This window comes from Stenotrophomonas sp. Ps181, assembly GCF_025697425.1.
Lineage (GTDB): Bacteria > Pseudomonadota > Gammaproteobacteria > Xanthomonadales > Xanthomonadaceae > Stenotrophomonas > Stenotrophomonas sepilia.
Window position 1 is genome coordinate 1 of sequence record NZ_JAHWBI010000001.1, and the last position, 21,033, is coordinate 21,033.

The window sequence follows — 21,033 nt, forward strand, 5'->3', positions numbered from 1 at the left end:
CCATCTTTGGGCGCATCTTCGATGGTCTGAAAGAGGCCATTGCCCTGCTCGACCAACAGATTCAGCAACTGTGCCGCAGTGGCGAACAGCGCGACCTGTATCGGCGGATCATGACCATTCCGGGGGTTGGGCCGACGGTAGCGGCCTTCGTCACCCATCACATCACACGATGGCCCTTGACCAGCTCGGACGCCTGGATCGCCTGTACGGGCCTGGATCCGCGTCCCAACGAATCCGGCGCCCGCATCGGCAGGCGGCGCCTGTCCAAGCGTGGCAACGCCAGCTTGCGCCAGATCCTTTACATGGCGGCCATGGGGCTGACGCGCTCCAAAAATGGCAAACCGCTCTACAACGCCATCCGCGAACGCGGCCACAGCAGTACTGCCAGCTTCAACATTCTCGCCAGAAAGCTGGCCAGGATCGCTTGGGGCGTCTTCAAGAGCGGCCGGGACTTTGACCCGGCCATGCTGAAAGTGGGTCAAACCTGCTTCCAGCAGGCTTGACCACGAACATAGGATCTCGGCTCTCCAGGAGGGCCTGGCCTGTGCGTCAGTCTTCGACGCGCAGCACCGCACCCGGCTTCAGCACGCTGCTGCCGCTCAGGCCGTTCAGCGACAGAAGTGCCTTGACCGGCATGCCATAGCGGCGGGCGATGGTCCAGGCCGATTCACCATCACGCACGGTGTGGCGACGGCTGCGCGGACGATCGGCGATCGCGGCCACGGTCTTGGCGGCCTGCGGCGTTGGCGAGGCGGCGGCGACAGGTACGCTACTGGCCACCAGCGCGGTGGCGCTGTCCGCCACGGTCGTGTTGGCGGCCGAGACCGGCGCCAGCACGCGGGTGGTGCCGGACGAGACGCGGCCACCGCCCGCCAGGGCGGGGTTGAGGCGGGCGATCCGGGCCGGGTCCAGGGCGCGCTGTGCGGCCCACTGCTGGACGCTGGTGCCGGCGGGCAGGGTGTGGTCCTTCAGCACCGGCACGGTGCGGTCCAGCGAGGCCATGACACCTGGCTGGTCTTCCACGTCTTCCAGCACGCAGGCCAGGGCATGCAGCTTCTCGACGTAGGCATGGGTGACCGGCGACAGGCCGGGCAGCGCCGAGGGCTTGGCGTTCTGCGCGTTCATGCCGGCCTTGCGCATGGATTGCAGCACGCGGTACTCGCCGGCGTTGTAGGCCATGGTGGCCAGGCGCCAGTCACCGCCGAACATGCCGTGCAGGGTCTTCAGGTAGCGCACTGCGGCCTGGGTGGAATCGACCGCCGACAGGCGGCCGTCGTAGCCGTTGGCCATGGGCACGCGGTGATTGCGCGCGGTGGTGGCGATGAACTGCCACAGGCCGGTCGGGCCGCTGCCGTTGCGGGCATTGGGCCGGTAGCCGCTTTCCACGAAAGGAATCAGCGCGAACTCGGTGGGCAGGTTGGCCTTGCGCAGCTCTTCGACCACATAGCCGAACAGCACCAGCGCATCGTCATCCTGGTTGGCCAGGCGCGACGGGGCGTGGGCGAACTGCTTCTGCCAGCGCGGGCTGGTGGCCTCGGCATTGCAGGTGGGCTCGGCCAGGCCGTCGCGGAAGCTGGAGAAGATCTCCTGGCCGTTGCGGACCGACGCGGCCGGCAACGCGGCCGGATCCAGTGGCAGGGCCGCGGCGGCGGTCAGGTTCTGGCCGATGCCAGCGCCCAGCGACTGGGCGCCGGCGGTTCCGGCCAGCCCCAGGACCAGGCCCAGGGCCAGCGGCAGACTTCGGCGCATCATGCGCGGAAGCCGTCTTTCCAGTGCCGGAGACCGGCCATCACGTCGACGTCGTCAACGACGTCACGGCCCAGGTGTGCCGACACCGACGCGCGGATCGGCGCAGTGTGCACACGCAGGAACGGATTGCAGTCGAATTCGTTGGCCAGGGTTACCGGCAGGGTGGAACGGTCATCGCGGCGCATGGCCAAAGCCTCCTCTTGGCGCTGCCACAGGGCAGCGTTGGCGGGGTCGACATGCCGCGCGAAGACGGCATTTGACACGGTGTACTCATGAGCGCAACAAAGCTGCAGTTGCGCGGGCAAGGTACCCAGCTTGCGCATCGATGCCAGCAGCTGGGACGGCGTACCTTCGAACAGGCGTCCACAGCCCAGGCTGAACAACGAATCTCCGCTGAAAAGATGTTCAGCAGTGTGAAACGCGATGTGGCTGCGGGTATGCCCGGGCACGGATAGTACGTGGAACGTCCGGCCCAGTGCCTGAACGCGTTCACCTTCGCCGACCCGTTCGGTTGCCGTGGGGATGCGCTCCTCGACGGGCGCGATCACCCGGACTCCGGGAAAACGTGCTTGCAGCACGGGCACGCCACCGATGTGGTCATCGTGATGATGGGTGAGCAGGATCGTGTCCACGCGCAGGCCCTGATCGGCGAGCGAAAGCACCGGCGCGGCATCGCCGGGATCGACGACCACGGCGGCGCCGTCGTCGTCGATCAAGGTCCAGATGTAGTTGTCCGCAAATGCGGGCAGGGCAGTCAGTCGCATAGAATTGGACCATGCCCGCGCTGCAGAGCACCCGTCAAGCGAGCCAAACCCCGTGGTTCGACAGCGAACCGGCGGAAGCCCTGCGCGTTCTGGAGCGGCAACTGCTGCTGCCGCAGCTGTCGTTGCTGCCGGTGCAGCCCTGGCTGTGGATCGCGCCGAGTGCGGCTTGGCTGGGCGATGCGCAGCTGGGCGGGCGCGGCCTGCGCCTGTTCCGGCAGGGACAGGGCTATGCCGGCGACACCCGCTGTGCGCTGCCGCTGCCGCTGGCCAATGAAAGCGTCAATGCGGTCGTGCTGCAGCATGTCACCGCAGCCGACGCTGATCGGTTGCTCGACGAGTGCGAGCGCGTACTGATGCCGGGCGGCCACCTGTGGCTGAGCAGCCTCAACCCGTTCAGCCCTTACCGCACGCACTGGCGCCAGCACGGGCTGGTGGTGCGCACGCCGCAGCGGATCCGCCTGCTGCTCGGCCGCCACGGGCTGGAGTGCGACGATATGCGTTTCCTCGGCCCGCTCTGGCGCGGCGCCGGCAGCCGTCGCGCGGGCGGTTGGTCGCCACTGCGCGCGGCCTGCCTGTTCCATGCTGAAAAGCGAACGCTGGCCCTGCCCGGGCCGAAACCGTTGCCGGTGCGTTGGCACGGCACCGTTGCTACCTGATCTGGAGTTGTATTGAAAACCATTGAAATCCACACCGACGGTTCCTGCCTCGGCAATCCCGGCCCCGGCGGCTGGGCTGCACTGCTGCGCTACAAGGGCCACGAGCGTGAACTGAGCGGCGGCGAAGCGCACACCACCAACAACCGGATGGAGCTGATGGCGGCCATTTCCGGTCTGGAAACGCTGACCGAGCCGTGCAACATCGTGCTCTACACCGATTCGCAGTACGTGCGGCAGGGCCTGACCCAATGGATGCCCGGCTGGATCCGCAAGAACTGGAAGACCGCCGGCGGTGACCCGGTGAAGAACCGCGAGCTGTGGGAGCGCCTGCATGCGGCCACGCTGCGGCACCAGATCGACTGGCGCTGGGTGAAGGGCCACTCCGGCGATCCGGACAATGAGCGGGTGGATACCCTGGCCCGCAACGCGGCCATCCAGATCCGCGACGCCAGCCCGGTAAACTGAGCCCATGCGTCAGATCATCCTCGATACCGAAACCACCGGCCTGGAGTGGAAGAAGGGCAACCGCATCGTCGAAATCGGCTGCGTGGAGCTGTTCAAGCGCCGCCCGACCGGCAACAACTACCACCAGTACATCAAGCCGGACTGCGAGTTCGAACAGGGCGCGCAGGAAGTCACCGGCCTGACCCTGGAGTTCCTGGCTGACAAGCCGGACTTCGCGCAGATCGCCGATGAATTCCTGGCTTTCATCGATGGCGCCGAGCTGATCATCCACAACGCGGCGTTCGACCTGGGCTTCCTCGACAACGAACTGTCGTTGCTGGGCCCGCAGTACGGGAAGATCACCGATCGCTGCACGGTGATCGATACCCTGGTGATGGCGCGCGAGCGCTTCCCGGGCCAGCGCAATTCGCTGGATGCGCTGTGCAAGCGCCTGGGCGTGGACAACTCGCACCGTGCGCTGCACGGCGGCCTGCTCGATGCGCAGATCCTGGGCGACGTCTACATCGCGCTGACCTCGGGCCAGGAAGAGATCGGCTTCGGCCTGGGCGACGATGACGGCGGTGGCGCCGGTGCCGCGCTGCAGGCCTTCGATACCAGCAAACTGCTGCCGCGCCCACGCGTGGTGGCCACCCCGTCTGAGCTGGAAGCGCACAGCGCGCGTCTGGAACGACTGCGCAAGAAGGCCGGCTACGCCTTGTGGGATGGCCCGAAGGTGGAAGAGCCCGCCAGCGCGTAATGCCTGGCATGGGGTACTGCCGGCCGCTGGCCGGCAGTACCGTATCCACGCATGGCGTGGATCTACCGCTTAATGGCAGCGCACCAGGATCACGCTGATGTTGTCGCGGCCTCCGCCGTCGAGCGCGGCCGCGACCAGTGTGTCCACGCATTCCTGCGCGCTGGCATCGTCGAAGGCGAGGGTGCGGGCGATGCTGCGGTCGTCCACTTCCTCGGTCAGGCCGTCACTGCACAGCAGCAGTTGCATGCCTGGGCGCAGCTCACCGCTGGTGGTGGCTACGTTCAGATGCGCAGGGTCGGTCACGCCCAGCGCCTGGGTGACCACGTTGCGATGCGGATGCGCGCGTGCCTGCTCGGCAGTCAGGTTGCCCTGCGCGACCAGCTCCTGCACCACGCTGTGGTCCTGGCTGAGCTGCGCCAGCTGACCATCGCGCCACAGATACGCACGGCTGTCGCCGACCCATGCCACTTCATAGCGATTGCCCTGCACGCGTGCTGCAACCACGGTGGTGCCCATCGGCAGGGTGTCGTTGCGCCGGCGCGAGGCGCGGATGATTTCTTCATCGGCGGTGCGGATGGCCTGCGCCAGCGGCGCGCCGCGGCGGATCTCGCGCACGATCGTCTCGCGCGCCAGCGCGCTGGCCACTTCGCCGCAGGCGTGGCCGCCCATGCCATCGGCCACCAGCCACAGGGCCAGCTCGCTGTCACCGTAGTAGGTGTCCTCGTTGAGCTCGCGGCGCATGCCGGGGTGGGTGAGGTGTCCGAATTCGATCATGGGGTGCGGGGGCAGGGTATTGCTGGGGAGACAGGCATCATCGGGGGGCCGCAGGCATCCGGCAAGGCATGCACTCAGGAAATCTTCACTTCATTGACCGGAATGACTTGTCGCCGGCCTCACTTCCTCGTATGATGCGCGTCCCCGGTCCGCCGGGGACCACCCGGAGAGGTGGCAGAGTGGTTGAATGTACCTGACTCGAAATCAGGCAGGCGTTTATAGCGCCTCGGGGGTTCGAATCCCCCCCTCTCCGCCAGATAAAGAAAAAGGGCTGCCGTTCGGCAGCCCTTTTTCTTTATCTGGCGCGGGACGCGACGCGCTTTGCGCGCGTCGCCCCACACGTTGCTGTGCAACGCGTGGGCCCCTCCCTTCGCCGGCCTCTCCCCGCCCCTGTCGGGGCAGCCCCTCAACAGAGGGGCTTGTTCCACCAGATGCCTCCGTGAATCCACGCCATGGATGGATGCACATCGGGATTTGCGGCGCAGTGACCATGTCCTGATCCGGCGCGGGACACGATGCGCTTTGCGCGCGTCGCCCCACACGTTGCTGTGCAACGCGTGGGCCCCTCCCTTCGCCGGCCTCTCCCCGCCCCGGTCGGGGCAGCCCCTCAACAGAGGGGCTTGTTCCACCAGATTGCCTCCGTGAATCCACGCCATGCGTGGATGCACTTGCTGCCGGGCTGGACCATCCACGCGTGGCGGCTCTACCTGTCCCATCGCCAGTCGCGGGTTAAACTGCACGCATCACTTGCTGGAGCTTTCCCGATGACCGCTGAAATCCTCGTCCCCGTTTCGTTCGGCGAGCTGCTGGACAAGATCTCGATTCTGCAGATCAAGTCCGAGCGCATCAGCGACGAGGGCAAGCTGGCCAATGTGCGCAGGGAGCTGTCGGCGCTGGAGCAGACCTGGATGGCGCACCCGGCGGCGGTGAAGGATGTCGCCAGGCTGCGTGCCGAACTGAAGGCGGTCAACGAGCAACTGTGGGACATCGAGGACGACATCCGCCTGAAGGAGAAGGCGCAGGCGTTCGACCAGGGCTTCATCGACCTGGCGCGCAGTGTCTACCTGCGCAACGACGAGCGCGCGCGCATCAAGAAGGCGATCAACCTGGCGCTGGGTTCGGCGTACGTGGAAGAGAAGTCCTATCAGGATTACGCGCAGCGCACGTGATCCCGGGCAGGCCGCCGCTCACCCCAGGTGGTCGGCGACGTAGCGTTCGAAGGCGGCGATACCGTCTTCTACGGTGATCAGTTCCATTACATCGTCGAACTCGATCTTGGTGCCCCACTTCAGATCGGTGGCCTGCTTGGCCAGGTACTTGCGTGCCGCATCGTCGTAGCGGTCCACGCAGTAGCGGCGGTCCGAGTACGGGCCACTGCGGTCCGGGTTGCTGGCCGCATGCAGCCCCAGCACCTTGGTGCCCATTGCGTTGGCGATGTGCATCGGGCCCGAGTCCGGGGTCATCACTAGGTTGGCGCGGGCCAGCAGGGCGGGCAGCTGCTTGAGCGTGTCCTTGCCGACCAGGTCCAGTGCCGGCGTCTGCAGCTGCGCCTGGATGGCGTCGGCCATGCTGCGCTCCAGCTCGCTGCGGCCACCGCACAGCACCACCCGCCAACCGCGCTGTGCGGCGTGGTTGGCCACCGCTGCATAGCGGTCCGCATACCAGTTGCGCCGCACGTGGCTGGAGCAGGGCGAGATCATCAGCACCGGGCGGCCATCGTCCTGCCACTGCGCTGCTGCCCACTCATGGGCGGACGGCGGCACCGCCAGATCCCAGCTGACCTCGGTCTGGCGCAGGCCCAGCGGTTCGCAGAAGCTGCCGATGGCATCCAGCACGTGGATGCCGGGGCGATCGGGAATGCGCTCGTTGATGAAGAGCCCGTGCAGGTCCTTGGAGCGGCTGCGGTCGTATCCGATGCGGCGCTCGGCCGGAATGAAGGCCGACAGCAGGTTGGCGCGGAACGCGACCTGCATCTGCAACAGCGCTTCAAAGCGCCCCGGTGGCAGTTGCCTGCGCAGTTCCTTGACCCCGGCCATGCCGCTCTTCTTGTCGTAGGCATGGAAGGTGACGCCGGGCAGCCCGTCGAGCAGCTTGTGGCCGGCTTTGTCGATGATCCAGTGGATCGGCGTGTCCGGGCGTGCGGCCTGCAGGGTGCGCACCAGGGGCACCACGTGGGTGACGTCGCCCAGTGCGGACAGGCGCAGGAGGCACAAGGAGGAGGACGCTGATGCCATGTGTTGTTAGACTCAATGAAATGGTCGCATTCGACGCCAATGAAGCGCTGACGCCATGCCGCGAGGGTCGCGGCATCGGGGCCATTCTGTTCGACCGCGAGCGGCTGCGGCAAGCCGATATTGGCCTGTTCTCGCCCCAGCACTGGGGCAGCAAGGCCCGCCCGGTGGGCGAGGGCGGCCGCGGCAGCGCCTGGTTCGTCGATGCGCCGTTCGGTGCCAGCGTGCTGCGCCACTACCTGCGCGGCGGCCTGGCGGCCCGGATCAGCCACGACCAGTACCTCTGGCGCGGCTCGGACCGGACCCGCAGCTTCGCCGAATTCCGGCTGATGCGCGCGCTGCGCGAGAAGAAGCTGCCGGTGCCACGGCCGATCGCCGCGTTCTACATGCGCGAGGGCCTGCGCTACCGGGCGGCGATCCTGATGGAACGGATCGAGGGCGTGCGCTCGCTGGCCGACCGCGCACTGGTTGCGGGTCGCGGCGCGCCCTGGGAGGAGACCGGGCGCCTGATCGCCCGTTTCCACCGTGCCGGCCTGGACCATGCCGACCTCAACGCGCACAACATCCTGTTCGATGGCAGTGGCCATGGCTGGCTGATCGATTTCGACCGTGGGGTGATCCGCATCCCGGCCACCGCCTGGCGCGAACGCAACCTCAAGCGGTTGCTGCGCTCGCTGATCAAGCTGCGCGGCGAGCGCAGCGTGGAAGACGTGCAGAAGGACTACGCGCGGCTGCGCCGCGCCTATGACATGGCCTGGAACCGGGGCACCTGATGGACTGGTCGTTGCGTTTCCTCGGCGTCGGCAATGCGTCGGCGGTCGAGCTGGGATCGCCGATGTCGGTGATCGAGCGCGGTGGTCGCCCGTGGCTGACCATCGATTGCGGCGGTGAAGGCCTCACCGCGTTCAAGGCTCACTACGGGCTCATGCCGCAGGCGCTGTTCGTCACCCATGTGCACCTGGACCATGTGGCCGGCTTCGAGCGCCTGTTCGTGGACACTTTCTTCAATGCGCACCGACGCGGCAAGGTGCGCCTGTACGTGCCTGCCACGGTGGTGCCGCTGCTGCACAAGCGCATTGCTGACTATCCGAACGTGCTGGCCGAGGGCGGTGCGAATTTCTGGGATGCCTTCCACCTGATCGTGGTGGGCGAGGCGTTCTGGCATGAGGGGGTGCGCCTGGAGGTGTTTCCGGTGCGCCATCACTGGCCGGAGACGGCGTATGGCCTGCGCCTGCAGGGCGCGCTGACCTGGAGCGGCGATACCCGGCCGATTCCGGAGATGCTGGCGCGCTACGCCAACGACAACGAACTGATCGCCCACGACTGCGGCCTGCACGGCAACCCGTCACACACGGGTGTGGACGACCTGGAGCGTGAGTACAGCATCGAACTGCAGGCGCGGATGATGCTCTACCACTACGCCAGCGTGGCCGATGGCCAGGCGCTGGCCGCGCGCGGGCACCGCGTGGCGCAGCCGGGGCAGTGCGTGCCGCTGGCTGACCCGACCGCGCCGCACGTACTGGCGCAGGATCCGCCGTGAGCGGAACCGGCCAGCCCGCCGATACGGCGCTGGCCGCTGGACTGGAGGCGCTGGAGCGCGCGCTGCAGTAGCGCGGGGCCATGCCCGGCAAAGGGCGCCAACCAAGGTTGGCATCTAGCAGAGGCGCGGGCGTCGCCGGAAAAGGCGGTGGCCCCGCCGGCTGACCTCGGCGCCCGCGTCGATCGATACCGTTGCTGCCTTCCGGCCCTGGCGGGGTTTTCGACCTAGCGTCGCGAGGGGCCGACGGGGCCACCATAGAGACGTTGGCCGCCCGGTGGGCGGCCAGTTCACGGATCAGGGGAAGCAGCGCGCGATGCGCCGGAGACCACAGCCGGACTGCACATCGGCTGGCCGATGGCAGGCGCTCATTCTAGCGCAGGCGGGTGCGTCGATGCCAGCTTCACGCACTGAATCGGCTGTAACCCGTCGCCGCCGGCAGCGGCCGGCACCCACCCCCGTTGCTAGAATGCCGGCCAGGAGGAACGACCTCCCCCACATCGGGAACCAATGACCAGGACGGCCTGGCCCTACCAAGAGGAGGGCCGTCATGGCCTGGATCTATCTGTTGTTTGCCGGCCTGCTGGAAATCGTCTGGGCCGTGTCCATGAAGCAGTCCGAAGGCTTCACCCGGCTTACCCCCACCGTGGTCACGATCATCGGCATGATCGCCAGCTTCTGGCTGCTGGCGGTGGCCATGCGCAGCCTGCCGCTCGGCACCGCCTATACGATCTGGACCGGCATCGGCGCAGTCGGCGCGTTCGCGGTCGGCATCGTGTTCCTGGGTGAGCAGGTCAGCCCGATGCGGATCGGTGCAGCGGTGCTGATTGTTTCCGGTCTGGTGCTGATGAAACTCTCCAGTAGCTGAATTTATTTACTCATGGCGGGGATGGATTCCCCGCCACATATAGCGATATGCATTTTCGGCAAAACCATTCTGCCGGCCCCTTTTATTTGACGTGCGTCATGAAAATAACGCGCGCGATTCACATGCCGCTGGCACGGCGGGTCGCACAGTGCCGCCATTCGTCGGGCGAAATCGGGGAGTTTTCGTCTTGATGGACATGCTGACGTACCTGTCCCGGGGTGCGATCACGTGAAGATGTGAAGATTTTCAGGAGTTAATGCCTTCAGGCCTTGTTCCCGTATCGGGAGCAGGGGCGGCCCGCATTGTCTCCAAAAAACCTGCCAGCTGTGCCATCCGGTCTTTTCATGGAGATTTGCCGATGAACCGCATTTACCGTCTGGTTTTCAATCGCGCCCTTGGGGTAATGCAGGTTGCTTCGGAGGTCACCCGGAATCCCGGCGGAAGCGCGGTCAGCGCAGGACGGGTGCCGCGATTGCGGGCGCACCAGCTGGCGGCGGCATTGGCCGCCACACTGGCCAGCGGATCGGCATTCGCAGCGTGCACGGGCACCACGACCGTGAACTGCGACAGCACCACCAACATCAACAACTACTCCAACGCGACCAACGGCCTCACGCTGAACATCGCTGCGGGTGCATTGCTGCGTACGCCGCCGATCGTAGGTGGAGGCAACGCAGCAACGCTGACCGGCGACAACGTGACGGTCAACAACAATGGCACGATCGATCCGAGCTCGATCGTCCTCGCCTCGCCCGGCCTGGTCATCGGCAATGCTTCTGCCAACAACAGCGCGATCGTCGTCAACAACAACGCCAGCGGACAGATCAAGGGTGTCGTCAACATCGCAACGCTGCTGGGCTTCGGTGGACAGGCGCTGGTGGCACAGAATGTCAACGGCACCACCACCATCAACAACGCCGGCCTGATCAGCACGTCGTTGATCGGCGCAGGCAGCGTTTCCGACGCGACTACGGTGGTGACCTACGGTGGTGGGGCAGCCAATGTGACCAACACCGGCACCATCGACGGGCGTGTCGGCCTGGGCGCTTCTGGCGGTAATACGTTCCTCAATGCGGGGGCGGTCAGTGGCAGCGTTCACCTGGGTGATTCAACCGGCGGCAACACCTTCACCGCAGTGTCGGGTTCCAGCGTTGTGACCGGTGGCGGCGGCGCTCTTGCCGGCGTGATTACCGGTGTTACCGGGGTGAAGGTTGCGGCTGCGGGATCGGTCGACGCCGGTACCGGCAGTGGTGCGGCCAACAACACGCTGGTGTTGCAGAACGTCGTCAGCGGTCCGGGGGCGGGCACCGGTGGACCGGTGACCACACTGGGCTGGAACCAGTACCTCAACTTCCAGAGGCTCACCGTCAACAGCGGTACCTGGAACCTGCAGGGCGCATGGGGCGGATCCGGCCCGACGACGCTCAATGATGGCCTGGTCAATTTCAACAACGCCGGTTCATTCGGCACAGGGCTGTTCACGGCCAACGGCGGTGCCATCGCCTCCTCCACGGCCGGTCTGAATCTGGCCAATGCGTTCAACCTCGGCGGCAATCTGTCCCTGGCCGGGACCAATGCGTTCGGCCTGAATGGCGTGCTTTCAGGCGCAGGCGGGCTGACGGTCAACAACACCGGCATCGTTACTCTCGGCGGCGCAAACCTGTTCTCCGGTGGCGTCAACCTCAATGCCGGCGGCCTGCTGCTGGGCAATGCCGGTGCACTCGGCAGCGGCAACCTGACCGTCGGTGGCAGCGCCTCGCTGGATACGACGGCGGGCTTCAACCTGGGCAACAACCTGGTGGTCAATGGTGGGGGCTCGCTGAACCTGCTGGGCAGCAATGCGCTGACATTGAGTGGTTCGATTTCCGGTGCCGGCAACGTGACCAAGAACGGTGCGGGCACGCTGACCCTGAACGGTGCCAATTTGCTGAGCGGCAGCTTCAACCTGGCCGGGGGCGCGTTGGCCTTGGGCGCGGGCGGCAGCCTGTCGCCCACAGGCGCGATCACGCTGGGCGTCGGCACCAGCCTGGATCTTTCGGCGGCGGCCGACCAGACCATCGGCTCGCTGGCCGGGCTTGGCGGTTCGGTCAACCTCGGCAGCCACACCCTGACCCTGGGCGGGCTGGGCGATACCAGCTACAGCGGCACGTTCGCAGCAGGCACCGGCGGCCTGATCAAGCTCGGCACCGGTGTGCAGACCCTGTCGGGCGTCAACAGCCTCACGGGCGGTGTTGCGCTCAACGCCGGTGGCTTGTTGCTGGGCAATGCCGCCGCGCTGGGCAGCGGTACGCTCTCTGTCGGCGGCAACACCACCTTCGACGGCACCACGGCGCTGGCGCTGACCAATGCGGTCAGCCTCGGATCGGGTGCCAGCCTGAATCTGCTTGGCGGGCAGGCGCTCACCTTCAACGGGGTGATCAGTGGCGCTGGCGGCTTGATCAAGGATGGTGCATCGTCACTGACCCTCAACGGCGCCAATACGTTCGACGGTGGTCTGGCACTCAACGCGGGCAGCCTGGTGCTGGGCAACGGCGGTGCACTGGGAACCGGGGCACTGAACGTCGGCGGTGCGGTATCGCTCGACGCCAGCGCCGCGCTCACCGTGGGCAATGGCATCACGCTTGGCGCCGGTGGTTCGCTCAATGTGCTGGGCTCGAATGCGCTGACGCTGGGGGGTGTCATTGGTGGGAGCGGCAGCCTGGTCAAGAACGGCGCTGCCACGCTGACGTTGGGCGGCGCGAATACGTTCACGGGTGGGCTGGCAGTAAATGCCGGAACGGTGGCATTGGCCAGTGGTGGCAGCCTGGCGGCGACCGGCGCGGTCAGCCTGGCCGGCGCTGGCAGCGCACTGGATATCTCGCTGGGTGGCAACCAGACCATCGGTGCATTGTCCGGTGTGGCGGGCAGCACCCTGGCGCTGGGCAGCAGCACGCTCACCTTCGGTGATGCCACCAACCAGACCTTCGCCGGTGTGATCGGCGGCACCGGTGGGCTGATCAAGCAGGGTACTGGCGTGCAGACGCTGACCGGTGCCAGTACCTTCAGCGGTGGGGTGAATCTTGCGGCCGGTGGCCTGGTGCTGGGCAACGCCGGTGCGCTCGGAAGCGGTGCGCTGACGGTCAGTGGCAACGGCTCGCTGGACGCCACTGCGGCGCTGAACCTGGGCAATGCGATCAACCTCAGCGCGGCACTGACCCTGCCGGGCAGCCAGAACCTGACCCTGGGCGGCAACATCACTGGCGCCGGCAGCCTGGTCAAGAATGGCGCGTCGACACTGACCTTGAACGGCGCCAACACCTTCAGCGGTGGACTGAACGCAAACGCCGGCAGCCTGCTGCTGGGCAACAGCGGCGCGCTCGGTACCGGAGTACTGGGCATCGGCGGCAACGTCACGCTCGATGGCAGCGCCGCGTTGAGCCTGACCAACAACGTTGACCTGGGCGCCGGTGCGGCGCTGTCGTTGCCGGGCTCGCAGGCGATCACGCTGGGTGGCGTGGTGTCCGGTACCGGCAGGCTGGTGAAGAACGGTGCCAGCACGTTGACCCTCAACGGCGCCAACAGCTTCGGTGGTGGGCTCACCGTCAACGGCGGCGGCGTGTTCCTGGGGAACGCCGGCGCACTGGGCACCGGTGCACTGTCGGTGGGCGCCACTGCCACGCTGGACAGTTCGGTCGCGCTGAACCTCGCCAACAACGTCAACCTCGGGGCAGGCGCGGCGCTGGATCTGCTGGGCAGCCAGGACGTGTCACTGGGCGGTCTCATCAGTGGCACTGGCAGCCTGGTCAAGAATGGTACGGCCACGCTGGCGTTGAATGGACCCAACACCTTCAGCGGGGGCGTCGGCCTCAACGCGGGCCTGCTGCAGCTGGGCAATGCGCAGGCACTGGGTACCGGCCAGCTGGACGTGGGCGGTAACGCGTCGCTGGATGCAACGTCTGCACTCACCGTAGGCAACCTCATCGGCCTGGCCGCCGGTGCGAATCTCTCCGTGCTGGGCAGCAATGACCTGACCCTCACCGGTCCGGTATTCGGTGCCGGTGGGCTGATCAAGGACGGCGCGGCCCGCCTCACCCTGTCCGGCGCCAACGTCTACACCGGTGGCACCACCATCAACGCCGGCACGCTGGCGCTGGGGGCGGGCGGCAGTCTTGCCGCGGCCGGTGCGGTGGATCTTGCCGGTGCCGGTGCGACGCTGGACATCTCCGCAGCCGGTGCGGCGCAGACCATCGGCGCGCTGAATGGCGTGGCAGGCAGCCAGCTGGTGCTGGGCGCGCAGTCGCTCACCTTTGGCGGCGCCAGCAATGGCAGCTTTGCCGGCGTGATCGATGGTACCGGCGGCCTGATCAAGACCGGTGCCGGCGTGCAGACGCTGTCCGGTGCCAATACTTTCAGTGGTGGCCTTGCACTCAACGACGGTGGCCTGATTCTCGGCAACGCCAGCGCACTCGGTACCGGTGCACTGGGCATTGGTGGCACGACCACGCTGGACAGCACCGTGGCGCTGAACCTGGCCAATGCAGTGAACTTCGGTGCCGCTACGCAGCTGACGCTGGGTGGCAGCAACGACCTCACCCTCGGTGGCGTGGTGGCAGGCAATGGCAGCCTGATCAAGAATGGTGCGGGCCTGCTGACCCTCGACAACACCAATACCTTCAGTGGCGGCCTGACCTTGAACGGGGGAGGCCTGGTGGTCGGCGCGAATGATGCGCTCGGTACCGGCGCGCTGGCGGTGAATGCCAGTACCACGCTTGATGCGAGCGCCGCGGTGGCACTGGGCAATGCGGTCACGCTGGGCTCGGGCGTCGTACTGACGTTGCCCGGCAGCAATGCGCTGACGCTGTCGGGCGTGGTCGGCGGCAATGGCAGCCTGGTCAAGAATGGTGCCACCACGCTGACGCTGTCCGGTGCCAACACCTACACCGGCGGGACCACGATCAACGCCGGCACGCTGGCGCTGGGCACGGGCGGCAGCCTTGCTGCAGCGGGTGATGTCACGTTGGGTGCAGGCGCTGGCTTTGATATTTCCGGTGCCGGCAGCAGCCAGACCATCGGCGCGCTCAACGGTGCGGGTGGCAGCACCCTGGCGCTGGGCGGCAATTCGCTCACCTTCGGTACGGCCGGCAACGCCGCGTTCGATGGCGTGATCAGTGGCGGCGGCAGTCTGATCAAAGCAGGCGCGGGCGTACAGACGCTGTCCGGTGCCAACACGTTTGGCGGCGGCGTAACGCTCAACGCGGGCGGACTGGTGCTTGGCAATGATGCGGCGTTGGGCACCGGCGCATTGACCGTTGGTGGTGCCGCCACGCTGGATACCACCGGCCTGGCAACGCTGGCCAACAACATCGCGCTCAACGCCGGGCTGACCGTGCTCGGGACCAATGCACTGACGCTCAACGGCGTCCTGTCCGGGGCCGGCAGCCTGACCAAGAACGGCAGCGCGACGCTGACCTTGAACGGCGCCAACACCTATACCGGTGGCACCAACATCAACGCCGGCACGCTGGCGCTGGGGGCCGGTGCCAGCCTGGCGGCGAGCGGTACCGTGAACCTCGCCACGGGTGCCACGCTGGATCTGTCTGCCGGCAGCGGCACGCAGCAGTTCGGCACGCTGGTCGGCAATGGTACGGTGAACCTCGGCGCCAACTCGATCGAGGTCGGCGGCGCCACCGATGGCACCTTCAGTGGCTCGATCACAGGCACCGGTGGCCTGACCAAGGTGGGCGCGGGCATCGAAACGCTGACCGGTGCCAACACCTACACCGGCGGCACCTTCATCAACGCTGGCACGCTGGCGATCGGTCCGGGCGGCAGCCTGGCCGCGACCGGCGCGGTGACGCTGAGCGCTGCGGGCACCGGCTTCGACATCTCCACCGCAGGTGCCAACCAGACCATCGGTTCGTTGAACGGTGTGGCCGGCTCGACGGTGAGCCTGGGGGCACAGACGCTGACACTCGGTGGTGTGGGCAACAGCCTCTTCGATGGCACGATTTCCGGCACCGGTGGCCTGGTCAAGAATGGCGCCGGCATCCTCACGTTGGGTGGCACCAATCTGTTCAGTGGTGGCGTTGCACTGAACGGCGGTGGCCTGGTGGTCGGCAACAGCGCTGCGCTCGGCAGCGGCGCGTTGACGGTCGGAAGCGACGCAACGCTGGATGCAACGACCGGCGTCAGCCTTGCCAACAACATCGGGCTGGCAGCGGGTGCCAACCTCGATCTGCTCGGCAGCCAGGCGCTGACGCTGGGGGGCGTGATTTCCGGCACGGGCGGGCTGATCAAGGACGGTGCGGCCACCGTAACCCTGAGCGGTGCCAACACCTACACCGGGGGTACCACCATCAACAGCGGCACACTGGCGATCGGTGCCGGTGGCAGCCTCGCCGCAACCGGCGCGGTGAACCTGGCCGGTGCGGGCACGCTCGACATCTCCGCGGGTAACCAGGCCATCGGTTCGCTGGCCGGCGTTGCAGGCAGCACGGTGGCGCTGGGCGGCAGCACGCTGACCCTGGGCGGCACCGTGGACAGCACCTTCAGCGGTGTGATCGGCGGCAGTGGCGGCCTGATCAAGAACGGTGCGGGCGTGCAGACGCTCAATGGTGCCAACACCTTCAGCGGTGGCGTGGCGCTCAACGCCGGTGGCCTGGTGGTCGGCAACAATGCTGCGCTGGGCACCGGTACGGTGACGGTCGGAGGCGCTGCGACGCTCGATTCGAACACTGCGGTCATCCTCGGCAACAACTTCATCCTCAACAACGCGTTGACCGTCCTGGGCAGCAACAACCTCACCCTCAACGGCAACCTGAGTGGTACCGGCAGCCTGACCAAGGAGGGTGCCGCGACGCTGACCTTGAACGGCACCAACAGCTACACCGGTGGCACCAACATCAACGCCGGTACGCTGGCACTGGGCGCGGGCGCGAGCCTGCACGCCAGTGGCATCGTCAACCTGGCCTCGGGGGCGACCTTCGATCTGTCGGCAGGCAGCGGCACGCAGCAGTTCGGTACCCTGATCGGCAACGGCACGGTGAACCTGGGCGCCAACACGCTGACGATCGGAGACGCCACCAATGGCACGTTCAGTGGCTCGGTGGCCGGCTCCGGTGGGCTGATCAAGGAAGGCTCCGGTACCCAGACGTTGACCGGCACCAACACCTTCACCGGTGGCACCACCATCAACGCCGGGACGCTGGCGATCGGCGCCGGTGGCAGCCTCGCTGCGACGGGTGCGGTGAACCTGGCCAACGCCGGTACCACCTTCGACATCAGTGCGGGGGGCGCGCAGGCGATCGGTTCGCTGGCAGGCGTGGCAGGCTCTTCAGTGGCGTTGGGTGGCAGCACGCTGACCCTCAATGGCGTGGGCAATACCACGTTCGCCGGCACCATCGGAGGGGCAGGGGGGCTGGTAAAGAACGGCGCAGGCATCCAGGGCTTGACTGGCGTCAACGTCTTCACGGGCGGCGTGACCCTCAATGCCGGTGGCCTGCTACTGGGCAACGACGGTTCGCTGGGAACCGGTGCGCTGACCGTAGGCGGCAACGCCAGCCTGGATGGCACCAGCGCGCTGACGCTGGCCAACACCGTGCAGCTGGCCAGCGGCACGCTGACTCTGGGCGGCAGCAACGCACTGACCTTGAACGGCCCGATCAGCGGTGCCGGTGGCCTGCTGAAGGATGGCGCGGCGACGGTCACCCTGGGCGGTGCCAGCAGCTATACCGGCACCACCACCATCAACAGTGGGACGCTGGCGGTGGCAGCCGGCGGCAGCCTGTCCGGTGCCAGCACGGTCAACCTGGCCGGTGCCAGTACCCTGGATATCAGCGCCGGTGGCAGCCAGAGCATCGGAGGCCTCGCTGGCGTGACCGGTTCCAGCGTGGTGCTGGGCGGTGCAACCCTGACCACCGGCGGCAACAACGGCAGCACGACCTTCGCCGGCGTGCTCAGTGGTACCGGCGGCCTGGTGCAGAGCGGTACCGGCACGCTGATCCTCAGTGGCGACAACACCTATACCGGAGGCACCACCATCAACGGTGGCAGTACGCTGCAGATCGGCAACGGCGGCAGCACCGGTTCGGTGCTGGGCGACATCACCAACAACGGCAGCCTGGTCTACAACCTGGGTACGACGGCCACCGTGGGCGCGGTGGTCAGCGGCAGCGGCGGCTTGACCCAGGCCGGCAGTGGCACGCTGGTGCTGACCGGCAACAACAGCTACACCGGTGGAACCACGATCAATGCCGGTGGCACATTGCAGATCGGCAACGGCGGTGCGACCGGCGCGATCGTCGGCGACATCACCAACAACGGTGCGCTGGTATCCAACGTGGCCGGCAACACCACGCTCGGTGGCACCATCAGCGGCAGTGGCGGCCTGACCCAGGCCGGCAGCGGCACGCTGACCCTGACCGGCAACAACACCTATACCGGCGGCACCACCATCAATGCCGGCGGCACGCTGCAGGTGGGCAATGGCGGTGCGACCGGCGCGATCACCGGCAACGTTGCCAACAACGGCAGCCTGGTGTTCGACGTTGCGGGCAACACCACGGTCGGCGGTGCGATCAGCGGCAGTGGTGGCCTGACCCAGGCGGGCAGCGGTGTGCTGACCCTGGTGGGCAACAACACCTACACCGGTGGGACCACCATCAATACCGGCGGCACGCTGCAGATGGGCAACGGCGGCGCGACCGGCGCCATCGCTGGCGACATCACCAACAATGGCGCGCTGATTTCCAACGTGGCCGGCAACACCGCGCTGGGCGGCACCATCAGTGGCAGCGGCAGCCTCACCCAGGCCGGCAGCGGTACGCTGCTGCTGACCGGGACCAACACCTATACCGGCGGCACGACCATCAACGCCGGCAGTACGCTGCAGCTGGGCAATGGCGGGGCAACGGGCTCAATCGTCGGTGATGTCACCAACAACGGCACGCTGCTGTCCAGCGTGGCGGGCAACACCACGCTGGGCGGCACCATCAGCGGCAGTGGAGGCCTCACCCAGGCCGGCAGCGGCACGCTGACCCTGACCGGCAACAACACCTATACCGGCCCGACCACCATCAACACCGGTGGCACGCTGCAGGTAGGCAATGGCGGTGCGACCGGCGCCATCGGCGGCAGCGTCGTCAACAACGGCAGCCTGGTGTTCAACGTGGGCGGCACCACCACCGTCGGCGGCGCCATCAGCGGTAGCGGCGCCCTGACCCAGGCCGGCACCGGTACCGTGATCCTGGCCGGCAACAACACCTATACCGGCGGCACCGCCATCAACACCGGCGGCACGCTGCAGGTCGGCAATGGGGGCGCCAGCGGAGCGATCACCGGTAATGTCAGCAACAACGGCAGCCTGGTGTTCAACGTCGGCGGCAACACCACGGTGGGCGGCACCATCAGCGGCAGTGGTGGCCTGACCCAGGCAGGTGCCGGCACCGTGGTCCTGACCGGCAACAACACCTACACCGGTGGTACCACCATCAATGCCGGCGGCACCGTGCAGGTCGGCAACGGTGGGGCCAGCGGCTCAATCACCGGCAACATCACCAACAACGGTGGCCTGGTCATCAACACCGGTGGCACCACCACGCTCGGCGGCAGTATCAGTGGTGGCGGCAGCATCGTGCAGGCCGGCCCGGGCAGCCTGAATCTGGGCGGCAACAGTGCTGGCTTCAGCGGCACGGGCCAGGTCACCGGCGGTGGCCTGAACGTCACCGGCAACATCGGCGGCCAGTGGACCATCGGCAGTGGCACCACGCTCTCCGGCACCGGCACCATCGGCGGTACCGGCGGTGGCGTGACCGTATCCAGCGGTGGCGTGCTGTCGCCGGGCAACGGCCCGGGCAACGGCAGTGGCGCAGGCAACGGCACCGGCACGCTCACGGTGGGCGGCAATCTGAACCTGTCACCGGGCAGCACGCTGGGCATCGACCTGGGCGCCACCGGCAGCGACACGGTGCAGGTCAACGGCAGCGCGAATGTGGGCGGCAGCACCGTGCGGGTGAATACCATTTCGCCGAGCACCAGCTACCAGCAGGGCCAGCAGTACACGGTGGTCAATGCGGGCGGTGGCGTGAGTGGGCAGTTCGCGTCGGCGACTTCGCCGTCGGCCTTCCTGACCATCACTCCGGTGTATACCGCGAACACGGCGAACCTGCAGATCGACGTGGCGCAGACCGCAGCGTTCACCACCGTGGCCAACACGCGCAACCAGTACAACACCGCCGCGGCGCTGGACAGCCTGCCGCAGAGTGGCGCGGCCCTGGGCCTGTACAACACGGTGCTGATGTATGACGCCGGCACTGCGCGCAGCGCGTTCGACCAGCTCTCCGGTGAAGTGCATGCGGCCAGCCGCGCAGTGCTGCTGTATGACAACTACCTGGAGGAGGGCATCCGCCAGCGCTTGGGCAGCGAACTGCCGACCGTGCGGGGCGAGCGCGCTTCGGCCTGGCTGGCCGGCAGCGGCAAGGTGTTCAGGCAGGATGGCGACGGCAATGGCGATGAGATCCGCGCCAATCGCAATGCGCTGATGGCCGGTGTCGACTGGCAGCTGGGCGAGCATGTGGTGCTGGGTGCAGCGGCCGGCAACGAACGGCTGGATACGCGGCTGTATGATCGCAGCTCGCGGGCCCGCCTGCGTGGCAACACGTTCGGCCTGTATGCACAGGGACAGTGGAACAACGGCTTCGCGGTGGCTGGCAGCGTGTCGCGCGGTGACTACCGCACGCGCACCACGCGTGAAGTGCCGTTGTTGGGCCAGACCCTGTACAGCCGCCAGGATTCCGATGTGACCATCGCCCAGATGGAAGGCAGCTGGACATGGACCCACGGCAGGACCCAGCTGCAGCCCTATGTGCAGTTCACCAAGCACTGGGTCGACAGCGATCGTGCGGTGGAGCAGGGCGGCAGCGCGGCACTGGTGCTGGAAGGCGGCAAGGACACGCTTAATGTCAGCACCGTGGGCGTGCGCGGCCGTTGGGACGTGGGCAGCGGCGAGCGCTTCCCGGCGCAGCTGACCGTCGGCCTCGGCTGGCAGCACGCCTCGGGTGACACCGATGTGGCCAGCCGCAACCGCTTCGCGTTGGGCGGCAATGCCTTCGATGTCTACAGTGCGGTGATGGCACGCAATGCGCTGGTCAGCCAGCTCGGTGTAGCGGTCGGCCTTGGCCGCAACAGCCAGCTGTCGATGTTCGTACAGGGCCAGCATGGCGACGGCCGCCGCGATGTGGGCGGGCAGATCAACCTGCGCGTGGGCTTCTGAGGAAA

Annotated in this window: 13 protein-coding genes, 1 tRNA gene and 1 other RNA gene; 10 read left to right on the forward strand and 5 right to left on the reverse strand. The window is 67.1% G+C overall.

Annotated elements, in window-relative coordinates:
- The coding region (locus tag KXV01_RS00005; protein ID WP_263467220.1) for a transposase at nucleotides 1-503 on the forward strand (503 nt) is incomplete at its 5' end.
- A 46-nt stretch (nucleotides 504-549) separates the two neighbouring features.
- Here KXV01_RS00005 and KXV01_RS00010 read toward each other — a convergent pair.
- On the reverse strand, nucleotides 550-1,752 hold the full coding sequence (locus tag KXV01_RS00010) for a lytic transglycosylase domain-containing protein (RefSeq protein WP_099494658.1): 1,203 nt from the start codon (nucleotides 1,750-1,752) through the stop codon (nucleotides 550-552).
- The gene (gloB, locus tag KXV01_RS00015) at nucleotides 1,749-2,513 is read right to left on the reverse strand and encodes a hydroxyacylglutathione hydrolase (protein ID WP_263467223.1); all 765 of its coding nucleotides are present in this window, start codon (nucleotides 2,511-2,513) and stop codon (nucleotides 1,749-1,751) included. The genes KXV01_RS00010 and gloB overlap by 4 nt, the downstream gene beginning before the upstream one ends.
- A gap of 11 nt (nucleotides 2,514-2,524) precedes the next feature.
- Here gloB and KXV01_RS00020 point away from each other — a divergent pair, with 11 nt between their 5' ends.
- From KXV01_RS00020 to dnaQ, 3 genes are read left to right on the forward strand one after another with little or no spacing between them, the layout of a single operon-like run.
- Nucleotides 2,525-3,169 carry a methyltransferase domain-containing protein gene (locus tag KXV01_RS00020; protein ID WP_111191730.1) on the forward strand — a complete coding sequence of 215 codons (645 nt, stop codon included), beginning with the start codon at nucleotides 2,525-2,527 and terminating at the stop codon, nucleotides 3,167-3,169.
- A gap of 12 nt (nucleotides 3,170-3,181) precedes the next feature.
- Nucleotides 3,182-3,634 (forward strand): ribonuclease HI, encoded by a 453-nt coding sequence (gene rnhA / locus KXV01_RS00025; RefSeq protein WP_005408275.1) that lies wholly within the window; start codon nucleotides 3,182-3,184, stop codon nucleotides 3,632-3,634.
- Between the two features lie 4 nt (nucleotides 3,635-3,638).
- Entirely contained in the window at nucleotides 3,639-4,370 is a 732-nt protein-coding gene (gene dnaQ / locus KXV01_RS00030) for a DNA polymerase III subunit epsilon (protein ID WP_049415209.1), read from the forward strand.
- 69 nt (nucleotides 4,371-4,439) lie between these two features.
- On the opposite strand, the gene KXV01_RS00035 is transcribed toward dnaQ, so the two are convergent.
- Entirely contained in the window at nucleotides 4,440-5,144 is a 705-nt protein-coding gene (locus KXV01_RS00035) for a PP2C family serine/threonine-protein phosphatase (RefSeq protein WP_049439538.1), read from the reverse strand.
- A 165-nt stretch (nucleotides 5,145-5,309) separates the two neighbouring features.
- On the opposite strand from KXV01_RS00035, the gene KXV01_RS00040 reads away from it, so the two are divergent.
- Together KXV01_RS00040 and KXV01_RS00045 are read left to right on the forward strand one after the other, a co-directional pair.
- Nucleotides 5,310-5,400, forward strand: a tRNA-Ser gene (locus KXV01_RS00040).
- A 508-nt stretch (nucleotides 5,401-5,908) separates the two neighbouring features.
- Entirely contained in the window at nucleotides 5,909-6,313 is a 405-nt protein-coding gene (locus KXV01_RS00045) for a DUF6165 family protein (RefSeq protein ID WP_049415212.1), read from the forward strand.
- Between the two features lie 18 nt (nucleotides 6,314-6,331).
- Here KXV01_RS00045 and KXV01_RS00050 read toward each other — a convergent pair whose 3' ends face one another.
- On the reverse strand, nucleotides 6,332-7,378 hold the full coding sequence (locus KXV01_RS00050) for a glycosyltransferase family 9 protein (protein ID WP_049415216.1): 1,047 nt from the start codon (nucleotides 7,376-7,378) through the stop codon (nucleotides 6,332-6,334).
- A gap of 20 nt (nucleotides 7,379-7,398) precedes the next feature.
- Between KXV01_RS00050 and KXV01_RS00055 the strand changes: the two genes are divergently transcribed.
- Nucleotides 7,399-8,148, forward strand: coding sequence for a 3-deoxy-D-manno-octulosonic acid kinase (locus KXV01_RS00055; RefSeq protein ID WP_111097286.1), 750 nt, complete (start codon nucleotides 7,399-7,401; stop codon nucleotides 8,146-8,148).
- Nucleotides 8,148-8,915, forward strand: a complete 768-nt coding sequence (locus tag KXV01_RS00060; protein WP_049415221.1) for an MBL fold metallo-hydrolase — start codon at nucleotides 8,148-8,150, stop codon at nucleotides 8,913-8,915. The genes KXV01_RS00055 and KXV01_RS00060 overlap by 1 nt, the downstream gene beginning before the upstream one ends.
- A gap of 150 nt (nucleotides 8,916-9,065) precedes the next feature.
- On the opposite strand, the gene ffs is transcribed toward KXV01_RS00060, so the two are convergent.
- Nucleotides 9,066-9,162: signal recognition particle sRNA small type (gene ffs / locus KXV01_RS00065), an RNA gene on the reverse strand.
- 300 nt (nucleotides 9,163-9,462) lie between these two features.
- Here ffs and sugE point away from each other — a divergent pair.
- Both sugE and KXV01_RS00075 read left to right on the forward strand, forming a co-directional pair.
- Nucleotides 9,463-9,780, forward strand: a complete 318-nt coding sequence (gene sugE / locus KXV01_RS00070) for a quaternary ammonium compound efflux SMR transporter SugE (protein ID WP_049415223.1) — start codon at nucleotides 9,463-9,465, stop codon at nucleotides 9,778-9,780.
- Nucleotides 9,781-10,138: 358 nt separating this feature from the next.
- Nucleotides 10,139-21,028, forward strand: coding sequence for an autotransporter-associated beta strand repeat-containing protein (locus tag KXV01_RS00075; protein ID WP_263467251.1), 10,890 nt, complete (start codon nucleotides 10,139-10,141; stop codon nucleotides 21,026-21,028).
- Nucleotides 21,029-21,033: the final 5 nt, after the last annotated feature.

Coding starts and splice junctions, on each gene's coding strand:
- KXV01_RS00010 (WP_099494658.1), bottom strand. CDS start 1,752: ATGATGCGCCGAAGTCTGCCGCTGGCCCTGGGCCTGGTCCTGGGGCTG.
- gloB (WP_263467223.1), bottom strand. CDS start 2,513: ATGCGACTGACTGCCCTGCCCGCATTTGCGGACAACTACATCTGGACC.
- KXV01_RS00020 (WP_111191730.1), top strand. CDS start 2,525: ATGCCCGCGCTGCAGAGCACCCGTCAAGCGAGCCAAACCCCGTGGTTC.
- dnaQ (WP_049415209.1), top strand. CDS start 3,639: ATGCGTCAGATCATCCTCGATACCGAAACCACCGGCCTGGAGTGGAAG.
- KXV01_RS00035 (WP_049439538.1), bottom strand. CDS start 5,144: ATGATCGAATTCGGACACCTCACCCACCCCGGCATGCGCCGCGAGCTC.
- KXV01_RS00045 (WP_049415212.1), top strand. CDS start 5,909: ATGACCGCTGAAATCCTCGTCCCCGTTTCGTTCGGCGAGCTGCTGGAC.
- KXV01_RS00050 (WP_049415216.1), bottom strand. CDS start 7,378: ATGGCATCAGCGTCCTCCTCCTTGTGCCTCCTGCGCCTGTCCGCACTG.
- KXV01_RS00055 (WP_111097286.1), top strand. CDS start 7,399: ATGGTCGCATTCGACGCCAATGAAGCGCTGACGCCATGCCGCGAGGGT.
- KXV01_RS00060 (WP_049415221.1), top strand. CDS start 8,148: ATGGACTGGTCGTTGCGTTTCCTCGGCGTCGGCAATGCGTCGGCGGTC.
- sugE (WP_049415223.1), top strand. CDS start 9,463: ATGGCCTGGATCTATCTGTTGTTTGCCGGCCTGCTGGAAATCGTCTGG.
- KXV01_RS00075 (WP_263467251.1), top strand. CDS start 10,139: ATGAACCGCATTTACCGTCTGGTTTTCAATCGCGCCCTTGGGGTAATG.